Origin of the sequence: Ruegeria sp. HKCCA0370 (genome assembly GCF_013033705.1) — a bacterium.
GTDB lineage: Bacteria > Pseudomonadota > Alphaproteobacteria > Rhodobacterales > Rhodobacteraceae > Ruegeria.
Genome location: NZ_WQEP01000001.1, coordinates 21661 through 38318, shown reverse-complemented (window position 1 = coordinate 38318; position 16658 = coordinate 21661). Strand labels below are relative to the sequence as shown.

Here is a 16658-nt window from a genome sequence, read left to right as displayed (position 1 = left end):
GGCCGCTTATGCGGCCTTCGCAGCTACCACTGTCGCAAACACCTGATATCCATAAAGAGACCCGTTTCGAGCACGTCTTTCGTGCTCGGCCACAAGCCCTTCTGCCAGTTCTTTTCCGATATCACCCCGCTCGTACATTTGCTTGGTGGTCAGGGCGACCCAAGGCAACATCTGCTCGGCTGTCGAGACAACTCTGCTCTGCACGTCAAAATGTTGCACGGAAAGTCCGGCATCGGAAATCATTGACCTGAGTTTTGCGACGATAAAAGGATCGGTCACAAACTCGCGCACAAACTCCTTTGCGCATATATCCAGTGGATCATTCGGAAAAGCATTGAAGGTCGCTTTTGAGAAATCAGCGTCACAGACGATCAAGATCCCATCGGGTTTCAGCACTCTGAAGGCCTCGGCAACCAACGATTTGGGGTCTTCTACATGCGTGAGCACCGTGTGCATGATAACCGCATCGACGGCATCATCCTCCAGCGGAAGCGCGGCACCGTCGGCAACCTTGAAAGTCAGGTTCGAATACTCCTTGGCCCGCGTGTTGGCTTCCGAGACAAATCCTTTCGAAGGTTCGAAACCTATGACCTTCGCCGGGTGGCAGTGTGATGCGATGCGACGTGTGACGGCGCCTGCACCGGCGCCGACCTCGACAACCGTCGATGCATCCGTGACGTTCAGATGACCCAGATACGCGGCCACGATCCGCTCCATCGTCGGGTCTGCTTGCCGCTGGTCCATCGAATCCGCAAACAGCTTGATGAATTCAGGCCCTGCGGCATCAACGTTCTGGAAGGGGTCGGCCATAAGGTAAGATCTCCTCGGAAAATTTGAGTGAGCTTACCACAGCCAGCCGGTTTTCGGCATACAGGCCCCAAAAAGGACCAGAGCCTTCAATTCACTGCATCAGTCGTAGGACCAGATCCCCTGCCCCAGCGCTTCTATCGCAACCGAGGTACGCTCAAAACTGTCGGCCGCACGTTTCACCGCAGTTCGTGCGCGCAGATATCCGTGCACAAGACCGAATTCATTGATCCAGTGGGCCTGCCCGCCCGCCGCATTGATCCGACTGCAATAAATTTGCCCGTCGTCACGCAGCGGATCGCAATCAGCCGTTACAACCACGGTCGGTGGCAGGTTTGAATAGTCACTGTCCTGCAATGGCGCATAGGTCGGATCGCCCTGGGGCGGATCGCCCGCGCATCGGACGGTTTCATAGAACCTGATTTCATCCAACGTCAGCAAGGGGGCCTGGGCATGTTCCTGGTAGGACCCCTGACTGCGGTCCCCTCCGAGGCCCGGATAGATCAGCACCTGCCCCAGGATCCCGTCCAAACGCCCGCGCGCGTAATGGGATACGGCAGCAGCCAGATTTCCACCGGCGCTGTCACCGGCCAAAATCAAAGGGTCTCCGAATTCATTTGCCGCCCAGTTCGCAGCGCTCCAACAGTCATCAAACTGTGCCGGGTGCACATGTTCAGGGCACAGCCGGTAATCGACGGCGACGACCCGGTACCCGGTTTGGGCGCATAATTCAGCGCAAACATCGTCGTGACTTTCCAGACCACCAACAACGAAACCGCCACCATGAAAATAGATGACGGTTCGGGTTGGTTGCCCGGCAGAGTAAATTCGAACCGGAACACCATCGGCCGCCCGGTCCTGAGTTTCCACGCCAGCCGGGCGTGGTTGGCGAAAGTCCTGACACATGGTGTCATAGACACGGCGCTGATCCTCGATCGACAGCTCGACCGCGTCATCGGGATAGCTTTCGGCCGTGCGACGTATGAACGCCCAGGTTTCTTCGTCGATCAGGCGTTCATAGTCCATTGTCCCTCCGGCTTATTCAGACCACTCCCATGGCCGGGTGTATACGCCCAGCACTTTTGCGACATCGTCTTCCGAAGATCCGTTCGCGTCAAGCTGCGCAACGAGGCCGCGTTTCTTGTCATCAATGACGGAAACCACCCGCGCCGCCAAACCGGCATCCTCGAGGGCGCCGTTGTAGATACGAGTGATGGCCTGTTTCCGAAGTTCAGGTTTGAACACCTTGCCAACGGCCGTTTTGGGCAGTTCATCCAGAATGGTCATGTGCTTGGGTTGCGCCGCGCGTTCATGCACGTGAACCTTGCAGTAATCCATCAGCTCTTTTTCGGTGACAGACGCACCCTCGACCAGTTCGACAAAGGCGCAGGGAACTTCACCGGAATGCGCATCCGGCTGGCCGATGGCACCGGCAAAAGCGACGGCCTCGTGACCCAGCAAAGCCTCTTCGATCTCGGCAGGGTCGATGTTGTGACCGCCACGAATGATCAGGTCCTTGGCGCGACCGGTGATCCATAGATATCCATCTTCGTCGAAGCGCCCCAGATCGCCCGTGCGCAGGTACTTGTCGAAGTGATACAGGTTAACGTTTTTGTCGGCCTCGGTATAGGTATTGCCCGCATAGACACCCGGGTTCGAGATGCAGATCTCACCGATTTGATCAGTTTCGCACTCGGTCGGTCCGTCTGGCCCATCCTGCAATATCTTGACGTCTGTATAGGGGAACGGAATACCGATCGATCCGATCTTTTTCTCACCATCCACCGGGTTGCACGAAACCAGACACGTGGCCTCTGTCAGACCGTACCCTTCGACAATGGTGACGCCAGTCGCTTCTTCAAAGCGGCGGAACAGTTCCACCGGCAGCGGGGCCGAGCCCGAGAAGGCCGTTTTTACGCTTGAGATATCGGCATCGACTGGGCGCTGCATCTTGGCTGAAATCGCGGTTGGCACGGTGATGATGAAGCTCACCTTCCAACGCTCGATCAGCTTCCAGAAATTGTCGAACACCCCGTCGCCGCGATATCCCTGTGGCGTCGGGAAAACCACATGGGCACCGGATGATACGGCCGCCATCACAATCACATGCACCGCAAAAACGTGGAACATGGGCAGCGGGCACATGATGACGTCGTTTTCGTCAAACAGAAGCGTGTTCCCCAACCAGCCGTTGTAGATCAGGCCGGAATACTTGTGCTGCGCCACCTTCGGCATACCCGTGGTACCGCCGGTATGGAAATAACAGGCGACACGATCTTCCTTGCTGTCTTCAAACGTCAGCGTCGTCGGTTGCTTGGCCAGTTCCGTGTGGAAGTTCTTGTAATCCGCATGGGCAAGCTTTTCCTTGTCGCCCATCTTGGGGCGCAGAAACGGCACCAGCCATGATTTGGGCGGGGTCAGATACCGGTTCAGATCGATTTCCAGAATGGTATTGACCTTGGGTGCGTGGCGCACCGCCTCTTCGACCTTCTGCGCGACATCTGTTTTCGGGAAAGATTTCAGCGTCACCACGACCTTGGCGCCGGTCTCGCGCAGGATCGCGGCAATCTGTTCCGGTTCAAGCAAGGGGTTGATCGGGTTCACGATCCCCGCAACCGCGCCGCCCATCATCGTGACCAGTGTTTCGTTGCAGTTGGGCAGCACATAGGCGACCACGTCTTTTTCACCCACACCCAGCGAGCGGAACAGGTTTGCTGCCTGGTTGACCTGACCCAGAAGTTGCGACCAGGTCAGGGTCTCGGCCTTGTCCTTCGGGCCCGAGAACAGTTGGAAGCTCATGGCATTGTGGTTGGGGAACTTCCCTGCGGTGCGCGACAAAAGCTGATGGAAGGTGACGGGCAAATCCCGATCCTCCCACGGCATTTCCTGTTCCATGCGCTTCTTGTCTTCCAAACCCACAAAGGCCATGTGGTTCCTCCCGTATTATTCTCCCGCGTTTTGCGCGGGCTTGTTGTTCGCAACCAAGATGGAAGCAAAACGAACCTCGCGCAAGCGAGGCCTTAGCCTTCAGGGGGAGTAAAATGTAGAATGACGCTACGGCGAATTCGCAAGTGCCGGAGCGTCACTCTTATTCTGCGGCGACACCATCGGTGAACTGCAACCGGGCAAGGCGTGCATACAGCCCGTCCTGAGACACCAGATCCTCGTGACTGCCTTGTGCCACGATGCGGCCTTCCTCTAGCACGACGATGCGGTCGGCTTTCTTAACAGTCGCCAATCTGTGCGCGACGATCAGGGTCGTGCGGCCGGCACGCATCTTGTCCACCGCGCCCTGCACTGCGCGTTCGCTTTCCGCATCCAGCGCCGAAGTCGCCTCGTCCAGCAGCAGAACCGGCGCGTCGCGCAGGATTGCGCGGGCAATGGCAATACGCTGCTTCTGCCCGCCAGACAGCATGACACCGCGTTCGCCGACAAAGCTGTCATATCCTTGGGGCAAGGCCGTAATAAAATCATGCGCGGCAGCGGCCCGGGCGGCGGCCTCGACTTCTGCATCCGAGGCGTCCAGACGACCAAAGCGGATGTTTTCCCGCGCGGATGCAGCAAAGATCACGGGATCCTGAGGCACCAGAGCCATGTGGCGGCGGAAGTCCGACCGGTTGATGTCGCGCAGATCAAGACCGTCCAGCGTCACGCGGCCCGAGTTCGGATCATAGAACCGCTGGATCAGTTGGATCACGGTTGTTTTTCCCGCCCCGGATGGCCCGACGAATGCGACCGTCTCGCCGGGTTTCACCAGAAGTGACAGATGATCCAGTGCAACCGTATCGGGCCGCGCGGGATAGCGGAAGCTGACATCTTCAAACCGGATTTCGCCCTGAATGTTCTTGGGCAGCGCTTTGGGATTGGCAGGGTCGGTCACGGTATCTTCTGCATGCAGCAGCTCGACCAGACGTTCGGTGGCCCCTGCGGCACGCTGAAGTTCGCTCCAGATTTCGGACAGGGCCGCGACCGAGCCCGCCATGATGATCGAATAGATGACGAACTGGATCAGAACGCCTTCGGTCATCACGCCATTTCGTACGTCATTGGCACCCATCCACAGAACGCCCACGATGCCCGAGAAAACCAGGAAGATCACGATCACCGTCAGCACCGCGCGGGTCTGTATGCGGCGCAGCGAGACGCTGTAAGATGTCTCGGTCATCTCACTGAACTGCTGGCGGCTGGCCTGTTCATGAGAAAATGCCTGAACGGTCTGTACCGCGCCCAATGCCTCACCCGCGTTGCCGGACGAGGCCGCGATCCAGTCCTGATTCTCGCGGCTGATCACGCGCAGACGGCGACCAAGTACAAGGATCGGCACGATGACCACCGGGATCAACAACAATACCAGCCCGGTCAGCTTGGCGGATGTCAGCAACATCAGAACCAGCCCACCGACGAACATCAGTATGTTTCGCAGGGCAATAGATACGGACGAGCCGAGAACAGATTGGATCAGCGTCGTGTCAGTGGTGATCCGGCTCAGCACCTCACCGGTCATGATTCGCTCATAGAATTCCGGGCTCATGCCGATGACCCGATCAAACACCGCCTTGCGGATATCGGCCACCACCCGTTCGCCCAGACGGGTCACAAGCGCATACCGAATACCGGTGCCCACGGCCAGAACGGCAGCGATGACCAGCGCGGCCAGAAAATACCAATCCAGAAGCTCTCCATCCTGAATTCGGAAATTGTCGACCACGCGCCGCACCGCCAATGGCAGCGTGAGGGTCATGCTGGCCGTCAGAATCAACGCCAGCGTCGCGCCGATCATCAGGAATTTGTAGGGTTTCATGAACGGCCAAAGCGAGGCCAGAACCCCAATCTTCTTTGAACGGGCGCGTTCCTCGGAGGCTCCGGGCGCGGCGGTATGCGTTGGCTTGCTGGCGGCTTGTCTTGCCATGTCTGGCCCTTGTATCCTGAACCGTACTGAGTGACCGCTTTCTTGGAGGTAGCGGCAGGTATGGTCAAGCATCACAACCGCAATCGGCAGGTCGAAAGGGCCATTTGACGCAGAATTTCAAGGAAGGCGTGGAGCGGGTAGACGGAATCGAACCGACATAGCCTGCTTGGAAGGCAGGGGCTTTACCATTAAGCTATACCCGCAAATGGTTTGCGCTGGTTAAGTCATGCTTTCGGGATCGTCAAGCCGGAAGTGGCAAAATTAGTGGCGCAATTTTTCCGACACTGCTCGGCCCGTCAGTCCTGATTGCGAAATATCCGGGTCGAGGAAAAGAACCGCTCCAGTTCTTCGATCCGCTCCTTGCTTTCTTCCCAACGTGCCTCCTGCACTTCGGCAATCAGCGTTTCCGAGATCAACTGCAAGGCAATGGTCGAATCCCAACTGGAGGGCGCCTCGACCAATGCGTGGAAGGAATAATTGGCGGTCTTTCCGATTGGCGAACCCCATTGGTCCGTAAACAGAACAACGGTGACGCCGCGGCCCGAGGCAACCTGTGCCAGCTTCTCCAGATGCGCCTCGTAACGGCGGATGTCGAAGATCACCAGAACGGATGATTCATCCATATCCAGAAGGTATTGCGGCCAGACATTCGCCGAATTGCCCAGCATCGTCACGTTGGGCCGGATGATCTGCATGTGATTGAACAGGTAATCCGCATTTGACCGCGTGATGCGACCACCTACGACGTAAAGATGACGCTCTGTCTCGGCCAAAAGACGCGCGACGGCATCGAACATCTCTTTGTCCAGACGTTCCAGCGTGTGGCGCATGTTGGTCCATACGGCCTGGGCAAAACGCGTCGTCGGATGTTCTGCCTCATCATCCACAACCCAGGCGTCCCGTTTTGAGATCGGCTTTTTGATCTGCGCCGCAACCTCTTCGCGCAGCGCATCCTGCAAGTCGGGGAACCCGTCAAACCCAAGCTTGCGCGCCATGCGAATAACGGTCGGGGTCGAAACCTGCGCCGCAGCGGCCAGCTTGGTGATCGATTGCAAACCGGCCATCGGATAATCCTGCAACAGGACCGAGGCCAATTGACGTTCAGACCGTGTCAGATCGTCCAGCTCATCCTGAATCCTCTGTTTGACAAGTTTGGCAACGGTGGCCATCGGCGCCCTCGTTTCTTGAATTTGTTACAGAATATGTTCGTTTGAAATTTTGTCTACAGAAATTTTCTTGACAGGTGAGAAGTTGCTGTAACAAATGCTACCTATGTGTCACGAGACCGAGTCATCATTGCTTTTGCCGACCGAAGCCCCGGCAGCCCGCGTGCTCAATGCGCACGGTCGCGCGCCTGCCGTGCTGATATGCGAACATGCAAGCCGGTTTATTCCGGCCGCGCTGGATGGACTGGGGCTGGATGAGGCGGCGGCCAGCTCTCACGCGGCCTGGGACATCGGCGCGCTGGACCTGTCGGTGGAACTGATGGGCGCTTTGGATGCGCCGCTGGTCCACTCGCGCGTCAGTCGCCTTGTTTATGACTGCAACCGCCCGCCCGAACGCGAAGATGCCATGCCGCAAGTCAGCGAAGTGTTTTCCATTCCCGGCAACATGAACCTGACAGATGCTCAGCGCGCCCAGCGGGTTCGCGACGTGTATGAGCCTTTCAAAACGCTGGTTTCATCCACTTTGGACGAACGGCCTGAACCTCCGGTTGTCATCACGATCCACAGTTTCACGCCCGTCTACAAGGGAGCCCCCCGAACGGTAGAGCTGGGGATTCTTCATGACGAAGACGACCGCGCCGCGCAGCTGATGCTGAGCCACGCGGAAGGCTCAGGACTACGCGTGGCTCTGAATGAGCCCTACTCGGCCACAGATGGCGTCACGCACACGTTGCGCGAACACGCGGTCCGGCGCGGGCTTCCAAATGTCATGATCGAGGTTCGAAACGATCTGATCGACACCGCAGAAGGCGTGAATCGCATTGCGGGATTGCTGACGCCAATTCTGCATTCGGTCATCAAAGACATATCGCACGCAGAGGCGAAACCATGAAAACAGAGGTATCGAGATGAATTTCATGCGGGGATATGTGGCGGTCATTGACCGCACGAACCGCTGGATCGGGCGCGTTGTCATGTACGGAATATTCGTCATGATGGGCATCCTGCTCTGGTCCTCGATCTCGAAAACGTTCTTTCTGCCATCGCTATGGACACTGGAGATGGCCCAGTTCGCAATGGTCGCCTACTACATTCTGGGCGGCCCTTATTCGATCCAGATGGGGTCCAACGTCCGCATGGACCTGCTGTACGGCGAATGGTCCGACCGCCGTCGAGCGTGGACGGATGCGATCACCGTCCTGTTCCTGATCATCTACCTGGGCGTGATGATCTACGGCGGATACGACTCGCTGAGCTATTCGCTGCAATATGGTGAACGCAGCCCGACCGCGTGGCGTCCCTATCTGTGGCCAATCAAAGTCATCATGGTCGTGGGTCTGTTCCTGATGTTGCTTCAGGCAATCTCGGAACTGTTCAAAGATATTCTGCGCCTCAGGGGCGATGACATCCCGCGCGAGGTGATCTGATGTATTACGAGTTGATCGCCATCCTGATGTTTTCGACCATGATGCTGATGCTGATGACCGGGCAGCGCGTTTTTGGCGCGATTGGTTTTGTTGCCGTGATGGCCGCCCTGTTCCTGTGGGGAGATCGCGGCGGCTACGACATTGGTTTTTCGGCCGCCATGAAACTGATGAAATGGTATCCGCTGCTGACCCTGCCGATGTTCATCTTCATGGGCTATGTTCTGGCCGAATCCAAAATTGCAGACGATCTGTACAAGATGTTCCACGTTTGGATGGGCGGCCTGAACGGTGGGCTCGCGATTGGCACGATCGGTCTTATGGTGCTAATTTCGGCCATGAACGGGCTGAGTGTCGCAGGCATGGCCATCGGCGCGACCATTGCGCTGCCGGAACTTCTGAAACGCGGCTATGACAAGAAAATGGTGACCGGGGTGATACAAGCCGGATCGTCATTAGGTATTCTTGTGCCACCCTCCGTCGTGCTGGTTCTTTACGCGATGATCGCGCGCCAGCCAGTCGGGCAGCTCTGGCTTGCCGGGCTGCTTCCCGGGCTAATGATGGCCGCAATGTTCATCCTTTACATCGTGATCCGCTGCCGCATCAACCCGGCGTTAGGGCCCGCCTTGTCAGCCGAGGAGCGCGACGTGCCCATGGCAGAGAAACTGCGCCTGTTGCGCGCAGGCCTTCTGCCCTTGGGTATTTTTGCCGCGATGATGGTGCCCTTCGTCAACGGCTGGACCTCGCTGGTCGAAAGCTCGGCCATCGGTGCGTTGACGGCGTTCGCCGCGGCCATCCTCAAAGGACGCATGTCACGAGAGGTTTTCGAGACATCTGTACGGTCAACGCTGGGCATCACCTGTATGTTCATGTGGATCATCCTGGCTGCGCTTGCCTTTGGCGCTGTTTTCGACGGTTTGGGCGCCGTTCGGGCAATCGAGAACCTGTTTACCGAGCGGCTGGGCCTCAACCCTTGGGTGATCCTGATCTTGATGCAGCTCAGCTTTATTCTGATGGGCACGTTTCTGGACGATACGGCCATGCTGGTGATCGTCGCGCCTTTGTACGTGCCGCTCGTGGGTGCATTGGGGTTCGACCTGATCTGGTATGGGGTTCTGTACACGATCACCACCCAGATCGCCTATATGACGCCGCCCTTCGGCTACAACCTGTTCCTGATGCGCGCGATGGCGCCGCCAGAGATATCGCTGCGCGACATTTACGGTTCGATCCTGCCCTTCGTGATGGTGATGACACTGGCGCTGGCGATCATCATGACATTCCCGCAGATCGCACTGTGGCTGCCTGAATACATCTACAACAAATGATCCCGGATCAAACCGGGGCTTCGCGGGCAATCCCCGCACAATCGAAACTGACCAACGGAGAGAGAGAATGACGAACAGACGTACATTTCTGAAAGGTGCTGCGGCCGCTCCCGCCGCTGCTCTGGCGACGCCTGCACTGGCGCAATCGACCATCAGATGGCGGATGCAGACCTATGCCGGCCCGGCGCTGGCCGAACACGTGATCGACCCGGCCATCAAGATGTTCAACACGATCGCCGGTGACCGGATGCAGATCGAGCTGTTCTATGCCGACCAGCTGGTTCCGACGGGCGAGCTGTTCCGCGCCATGCAGCGCGGCACGATTGATGCCGTTCAGTCGGATGATGACTCGATGGCATCGCCCACCGAGGTCACCGTGTTCGGCGGCTATTTCCCCTTTGCCTCACGCTATTCGCTGGACGTGCCGGTTCTGTTCAACCAGTACGGGCTGAACGAGATCTGGGACGAGGAATACTCGAAAGTCGGCGTCAAGCACATCTCGGCCGGTGCCTGGGACCCGTGCCACTTTGCAACGAAGGACCCGATCAACAGCCTGGCGGACCTTCAGGGCAAACGTGTGTTTACCTTCCCGACCGCGGGCCGCTTCCTGTCTCAGTTCGGCGTTGTGCCGGTCACCCTGCCCTGGGAAGACATCGAAGTCGCGGTTCAAACCGGAGAACTGGACGGTATCGCGTGGTCCGGTATCACCGAAGACTACACAGTCGGCTGGGCGGATGTGACCAACTACTTCCTGACCAACAACATCTCGGGTGCCTGGGCCGGTTCGTTCTTTGCCAACATGGACCGCTGGAACGAGCTGCCCGAAGATTTGCAGACCCTGTTCCGCGTCTGCACCGATCAGTCCCACTATTATCGGCAATGGTGGTACTGGGGCGGCGAGGCCAGCCTGCGCGTCAACGGAGACAAGATGCAGCTGACGTCGATTCCGGACGAAGAGTGGGCAACCGTCGAAGCCGCGGCCGTTGCCTTCTGGGACGAGATCGCAGCCGAATCTGAGACCAAGGCGAAGGTTGTTGAAATCTTCAAACAGTACAACGCCGACATGCTCAAGGCTGGACGGCCGTACCGCTACGGCTAAGACTTGGCCAGGCGACCCGCCCCTTGCATGGGGCGGGTCAAACAGGACGAATGGCCGATGATGGATTTCGGCAAAGACAAAGGTGGCACATGCTCACGTTCGAACATCTGAAAACGCAGGTATCCGAAGGTTCGGTTGATACGGTTTTGGTCTGCATGGTGGACATGCAGGGCCGGTTGATGGGCAAGCGTTTTCACGCGGGCCATTTCGTGGCAGGCGCATGGGAAGAGACCCATTGCTGCAACTACCTGCTGGCCACCGATCTGGAGATGGCGACACCGGATGGTTATGCCTCGACCAGTTGGGAACGGGGCTATGGCGATTATGTCATGAAACCGGACCTCAGCACCCTGCGCCCGGTGCCGTGGCTTGAAGGCACGGTGATGGTGATGTGTGACGTGCTGGATCATCACACGCACGAGGAAGTGCCGCACGCGCCGCGTTCAATCCTGAAAAAGCAGGTCAACCGTTTGAAAGCCATGGGCTATGACGCCATGACGGCGACCGAGCTTGAGTTTTTCCTGTTCGAGAAAAGCTTTGACCAGATCCGCAAGGAAGGTTTCCGGGATCTGGAGCCGATCTCGGGCTATAACGAAGACTATCATATCCTTCAGACCACCAAGGAAGAGCATGTGATGCGTCCGATCCGCAACCATCTGTGGGATGCGGGCATTCCGGTTGAGAACTCCAAAGGTGAGGCCGAGACCGGGCAGGAAGAGCTGAACATCAAATACGCACCCGCGATGGAAACAGCCGAGTATCATTCGATCGCCAAGAACGCTGTGAAAGAGATCGCGTGGCAACATGGTCACGCAGCGACGTTCCTGCCGAAATGGCACCACGAGAAAGTTGGTAGCTCGTCCCATGTGCACCAGTCACTATGGGCGGATGGACAGCCTGCCTTCTATGACGCCGGGGACGATCTGGGCATGTCGGCGCTGATGAAACGCTATATGGCTGGGCTGCTGAAATATGCCCCTGATTACACCTATTTCATGGCACCTTACATCAACAGTTATAAACGCTTCATGAAAGGCACCTTCGCGCCAACGCGGATCATCTGGTCCGTGGACAACCGCACCGCCGGGTTCCGCCTGTGCGGTGACGGTACCAAGGCCGTACGCGTCGAGTGCCGAATTCCGGGCTCAGATATGAACCCCTATCTGGCGATGGCTGGCATGCTGGCGGCAGGGATCGCGGGCATCGAGGAAGGGCTGGATCTGCAACCGCCGACCAAAGGCGACGTTTATCAGGGTGAGACTGCCATGATCCCGGGCAACCTTCGCGCTGCGCGAGATGCGTTGCACGGATCGGTCATGTTGCGCGCGGCCATGGGCGATGACGTCGTCGACCACTATACCCGTGCCGCGGAGGTCGAGATCGAGGAGTTCGAACGCGTGGTCACGGATTGGGAAATCGCCCGCGGATTCGAGCGGGCGTGAGGTCGGGTCGCGCTGGGGGCTCTGCCCCCAGACCCCCGGGATATTTTGGGCCAGATGAAGCAGGGATCCTGTTTATTTCGGAAATGGAGTGAAAATGGGGCAGATGTTGAAATGTGTCTCGCCGATCGATGGATCGGTTTATGCCGAACGTGAAGTGTTGTCGCGAGAGGCCGCGTTCGGGGCCGCGGCGCGTGCTCGGGCTGCTCAGGCGGAATGGGCAGCTCGTCCGTTGCAGGAGCGGATCGATCTTGTGATGGCGGGTGTGGCCGCCGTTGGCGCCATGAACGATGAGATCGTGCCGGAACTGGCCCATATGATGGGTCGCCCAGTGCGTTATGGCGGCGAGTTCGGTGGATTCAACGAACGTGCCAGCCATATGGCGGAGATTGCCGACACGTCCCTAGTAGATATCGCCGTCGGCGAAGACGAAACGTTCAAACGCTACATCAAGCGCATTCCTCATGGGGTGGTCTTTGTGGTGGCGCCCTGGAACTATCCCTACATGACGGCGATCAACACGGTCGCACCGGCGCTTATCGCGGGCAACACGGTCGTCCTGAAACACGCGACACAGACGTTGCTGGTGGGCGAGCGCATGGCAAAGGCGTTTCATTCGGCAGGTGTGCCCGAGGACGTATTTCAGAATGTTTTCCTGAGCCATGACGTGACCAACGACCTGATCACGGGCAATGCATTTGATTTCGTGAACTTCACCGGATCAGTCGGCGGCGGTCAGGCGATGGAACGTGCCGCGGCGGGCACGTTTACCGGCGTCGGCACCGAGCTGGGCGGCAAGGATCCCGGCTATGTCATGGATGACGCCGACCTGGATGCTGCGGTCGACACGCTGATTGACGGTGCGATGTTCAATTCGGGCCAGTGTTGTTGCGGAATCGAGCGGATCTATGTTCACGAGAGCCTTTTTGATGACTTTGTCGCCAAGGCAGTGGACATCGTGAAGGGTTACAAGCTGGGCAACCCGCTGGATGCCGAGACGACGATTGGCCCGATGGCCAATGTGCGGTTTGCCGATGAGGTGCGAGCCCAGATCGCCGAGGCGGTTGCAGCCGGTGCGGTTGCGCATATCGACACCTTCGCTGAAGACGACGGTGGCGCGTACCTGACACCGCAAATCCTGACCAATGTCACTCATGACATGCGCGTGATGCGGGACGAAAGCTTTGGGCCCGTGGTGGGCATCATGAAAGTGTCCTCGGACGAGGAGGCCATCGCATTGATGAATGACAGTGAGTTTGGCCTGACTGCCAGCCTGTGGACCCGCGATGTGGATCGTGCGGCGCGGGTGGGTGACCGGATCGAAACGGGGACCGTGTTCATGAACCGCGCCGATTATCTGGACCCCGGCCTGTGCTGGACGGGCTGCAAGAATACCGGGCGCGGCGGCGGTCTGTCCGTCATCGGATATCACAACCTGACACGTCCCAAATCCTACCACCTCAAAAAGGTAACGGGCTAAGGACGACGGCCTGCTTCGGACCCACCCCCTCGCCGAAGCAGGCCTTATTTTGCAAAGGAAACCTGACATGACACTTGTTGGAAACTGGTCCTATCCGACCGCCATCAAATTCGGAGCCGGGCGCATCAGGGAGTTGCCCGAAGCCTGCGCCGCCGCCGGAATGAAGAAACCACTGCTGGTCACGGACAAGGGGCTGGCCGATCTGCCCATCACCAGCGCGACACTGGATATCATGGAAGCCGCCGGACTGGGCCGCGGCCTGTTCAGCGATGTGGACCCCAACCCGAATGAAAAGAACCTTGAAGCCGGAGTTTCGGCCTATAACGCGGGTGGCCATGACGGGGTTATCGCCTTTGGCGGCGGCTCTGGGCTGGATCTGGGCAAGATGGTCGCTTTCATGGCCGGTCAGACGCGCCCCGTTTGGGATTTCGAGGATATCGGCGACTGGTGGACTCGAGCCGATGCCGACGTTATCGCGCCAATCATTGCCGTTCCGACCACCGCAGGGACAGGATCGGAAGTGGGCCGCGCGAGCGTCATCACCAATTCCGAGACCCATGCCAAGAAGATCATCTTTCATCCCAGGGTTCTGCCGACCGTGGTGATTTGCGACCCGGAGCTGACCGTCGGGATGCCCAAGTTCATCACGGCAGGAACAGGCCTGGACGCCTTCGCGCATTGTGTCGAAGCCTTCTCGAGCCCGCATTATCACCCGATGAGCCAGGGCATCGCGCTGGAGGGTATGCGACTGGTGAAGGAGTATTTGCCCCGTGCCTATGCAGACGGCACCGATATCGAGGCCCGCGCCCAGATGATGAGCGCCGCTGCCATGGGCGCAACGGCTTTCCAGAAGGGCCTTGGCGCGATCCACGCGATGAGCCACCCAATTGGCGCGGTATTCAACACCCATCACGGCACCACGAACGCGGTCTGCATGCCCGCTGTGCTGGACTTCAACGCCCCGGCCATTGCAGATCGGTTCCAGCAAGCTGCGGCATATCTGGGCATCGACGGCGGCTTCGATGGTTTCCGCGCCTTCGTGCAGAATTTCAACGACAGCCTTGGCATCCCCCGCACATTGTCCGACCTGGGTGTGACCGAAGCTTCAATCCCAGAGCTTGTCGAAGGGGCGATCATCGATCCGTCATGCGGCGGCAACCCGATTGAGTTGACGAAAGACAACCTGACGCAGCTGTTCAAAGCAGCGCTTTAAGAAACCAAAGGGCCCGGCGAAACTTGCCGGGCCAATTGCGTTCGGATTGCCAAGATCAGATCAATGCCCGGTCAAAACCAGAGTGTTCACCGGCATCAGGATCAAACGCAGGCGCAGACCCGCGGCATGCACCACGCCGATCGTGTCGACCACGTGCAGAAAGGCCGCCTCCCAAAAGCCCAGATCCTCGTGCTCCAACCGCTCGTGGTTGTCTGTGTAGACATTGGCCAGACAATTACTGCCCGGCGGAATGTCATCGGCCATACCTTTGTACAGCGGCTCCATATAGACCAGAATCGAGCCCGGATTGTTGTTGGCCTGCACGTCCCGCAATTCGTCCGATGGGCGGATCTGGCCCGACGGGATGACATCCTGCACCTCGACCACCACGGTGGGGATCACGGTGAATGGCTTTGTCATGCAGCCCAATTCACCAATCATGCCCGGCTTGATCACCTGGGCAGAAAGCTGGCTGAAAGCAGCCTGAAAACGATCATGCCCTGTGTGCGATGGCACAAGAATGCCCGCGGGGCGCAACAACGGGCTTACGTAGTCACCGACCTGAAGGCCGAACTGTTCGACCCGCCCTGTGACGCCCGCGGTGATCACCGTCTTGTCCAACTCGGTCTGCGCAGCATCCAGTTGCGCAATGGCACTGGCCAGCTGCGCGGGGATCAGTTCTTCGATCTGCTGCTCAACCGCGGCACGTTTGGATTCCGCTGCAAGAACCTGGGCCTCTCGCTCGGCGACAAGGTTTTCCAGCCTCTCAATCTCGGCCAGCCTTACGGCGCTTGAACCTTCATCTCGCAAGGTCGTGTTGCGTTCAAGATCCTCCAGAGACTGCGCAAGCGCAGCCTTGGCACCTGCAATTCCAGCTTCCGCCTCGGCCAAATCGGTTTCCGCAACCTTAAGCGAGGCCTGCACCTGTGCAATCTGCGCATTTGCCGCCTGGACCTGGGCAGTCTGGCTGAAATCCTCGATCCGGAAAATCGGTTGACCCGCGGTTAACAGTTCGTTGTTCTTGACGAAAACCTCGGAAACACGACCGCCCAATTGCGGCAGAATGGTCACCGTCCGGAAATAGGATGCCGCGGTTTTGCTGGCCGGATGAAAGTAAAACAGCGTGGTGATCACGGTCAGCGCCAGAATGGCACAGGTGGTCAAACCCCAGCGAAGTTCGTACCACATGGTGAACAAGGTAATCTCGTGACCGATCCGCTTGCCCTGTACAAAACGGCGGAACAGATAGTCGGGCAGCACCGTTATCAGGGCGCAGAGCATGGTCTCGATCATGTGGATTGCTCCTGCGGATCGCTGGGTCCAGGTTCTGGCGCAGCCGGCACCGTTGTTTCAGGCACTGGTTCCGGAACAGGTGACCGACCGAGAGAACGAATGGCATCGGCAATGTTTCGAAGCGGGGTGGCAAAATCCGGGAACTGGAACCCTGCGACCAATATAGCAGCAACCCAGAAAAGCCCATTATGTGTAAACAGCGCCAGCAGTGCCAGAATGCCCACCAACTGAAACTGCGGGTGATTGTTTTCGTGGGCCATTTTTTCGGGAACCGAATGCAGCGTCAGGTATCCGACACCGATCAGCACCACCAGAACGACGAAAAAAACGACCATGGCGGAGAAAAGGTAATCGCTTCCGTCAGCTGCGACAACATATCCTGGAATATGCCCTGTGGCCATTGGATGAAGGTCTGCTGCGGTCACCTTACCCTCCTGTATATTTTGATACTTCTTTGACCGGGTTGAAGCACAATTTCAAGGCTGCTTATAGTCCGGGAA

14 protein-coding genes and 1 tRNA gene are annotated in these 16658 nt (G+C 58.1%); 7 read left to right on the top strand and 8 right to left on the bottom strand.

Annotation, left to right across the window (positions count from 1 at the left end):
• Positions 1-6 precede the first annotated feature (6 nt).
• The 6 genes from GOW31_RS00180 to GOW31_RS00155 form a co-directional block, all read right to left on the bottom strand.
• Complete coding sequence (locus GOW31_RS00180) at positions 7-810, bottom strand: methyltransferase domain-containing protein (protein ID WP_171167060.1); 804 nt, start codon at positions 808-810, stop codon at positions 7-9.
• A gap of 99 nt (positions 811-909) precedes the next feature.
• Complete coding sequence (locus GOW31_RS00175) at positions 910-1833, bottom strand: alpha/beta hydrolase (protein WP_171167058.1); 924 nt, start codon at positions 1831-1833, stop codon at positions 910-912.
• A gap of 12 nt (positions 1834-1845) precedes the next feature.
• The gene (locus tag GOW31_RS00170) at positions 1846-3735 is read right to left on the bottom strand and encodes an acyl-CoA synthetase (protein ID WP_171114710.1); all 1890 of its coding nucleotides are present in this window, start codon (positions 3733-3735) and stop codon (positions 1846-1848) included.
• Positions 3736-3895: 160 nt separating this feature from the next.
• Positions 3896-5716 carry an ABC transporter transmembrane domain-containing protein gene (locus tag GOW31_RS00165; protein ID WP_171167055.1) on the bottom strand — a complete coding sequence of 607 codons (1821 nt, stop codon included), beginning with the start codon at positions 5714-5716 and terminating at the stop codon, positions 3896-3898.
• Between the two features lie 129 nt (positions 5717-5845).
• Positions 5846-5919 (bottom strand) — tRNA-Gly (locus GOW31_RS00160).
• Positions 5920-6012: 93 nt separating this feature from the next.
• Positions 6013-6885, bottom strand: a complete 873-nt coding sequence (locus GOW31_RS00155) for a MurR/RpiR family transcriptional regulator (protein ID WP_171114706.1) — start codon at positions 6883-6885, stop codon at positions 6013-6015.
• Positions 6886-6988: 103 nt separating this feature from the next.
• Between GOW31_RS00155 and GOW31_RS00150 the strand changes: the two genes are divergently transcribed.
• The 7 genes from GOW31_RS00150 (at position 6989) to GOW31_RS00120 (ending at position 14865) form a co-directional block, all read left to right on the top strand.
• The gene (locus GOW31_RS00150) at positions 6989-7774 is read left to right on the top strand and encodes an N-formylglutamate amidohydrolase (RefSeq protein WP_254441616.1); all 786 of its coding nucleotides are present in this window, start codon (positions 6989-6991) and stop codon (positions 7772-7774) included.
• Positions 7775-7790: 16 nt separating this feature from the next.
• Positions 7791-8309, top strand: coding sequence for a TRAP transporter small permease subunit (locus GOW31_RS00145; protein WP_170343591.1), 519 nt, complete (start codon positions 7791-7793; stop codon positions 8307-8309).
• The gene (locus tag GOW31_RS00140; RefSeq protein ID WP_171167048.1) at positions 8309-9634 is read left to right on the top strand and encodes a TRAP transporter large permease subunit; all 1326 of its coding nucleotides are present in this window, start codon (positions 8309-8311) and stop codon (positions 9632-9634) included. Before GOW31_RS00145 ends, GOW31_RS00140 begins: the two co-directional genes overlap by 1 nt.
• Before the next feature lie 67 nt (positions 9635-9701).
• Positions 9702-10733: a TRAP transporter substrate-binding protein gene (locus GOW31_RS00135; protein ID WP_170343589.1), complete on the top strand. Its 1032-nt coding sequence runs from the start codon at positions 9702-9704 to the stop codon at positions 10731-10733.
• Positions 10734-10822: 89 nt separating this feature from the next.
• Positions 10823-12175, top strand: coding sequence for a glutamine synthetase family protein (locus tag GOW31_RS00130; protein WP_171167045.1), 1353 nt, complete (start codon positions 10823-10825; stop codon positions 12173-12175).
• 94 nt (positions 12176-12269) lie between these two features.
• A complete protein-coding gene (locus GOW31_RS00125) occupies positions 12270-13652 on the top strand; it encodes an aldehyde dehydrogenase family protein (protein WP_171167043.1) in 1383 nt (460 codons plus the stop codon).
• Between the two features lie 67 nt (positions 13653-13719).
• Complete coding sequence (locus tag GOW31_RS00120) at positions 13720-14865, top strand: iron-containing alcohol dehydrogenase (RefSeq protein WP_171167041.1); 1146 nt, start codon at positions 13720-13722, stop codon at positions 14863-14865.
• Positions 14866-14925: 60 nt separating this feature from the next.
• Here GOW31_RS00120 and GOW31_RS00115 read toward each other — a convergent pair whose 3' ends face one another.
• Positions 14926-16158: an HlyD family secretion protein gene (locus GOW31_RS00115; RefSeq protein ID WP_171167039.1), complete on the bottom strand. Its 1233-nt coding sequence runs from the start codon at positions 16156-16158 to the stop codon at positions 14926-14928.
• A complete protein-coding gene (locus GOW31_RS00110) occupies positions 16155-16559 on the bottom strand; it encodes a hypothetical protein (RefSeq protein ID WP_174829319.1) in 405 nt (134 codons plus the stop codon). The genes GOW31_RS00115 and GOW31_RS00110 overlap by 4 nt, the downstream gene beginning before the upstream one ends.
• Positions 16560-16658: the final 99 nt, after the last annotated feature.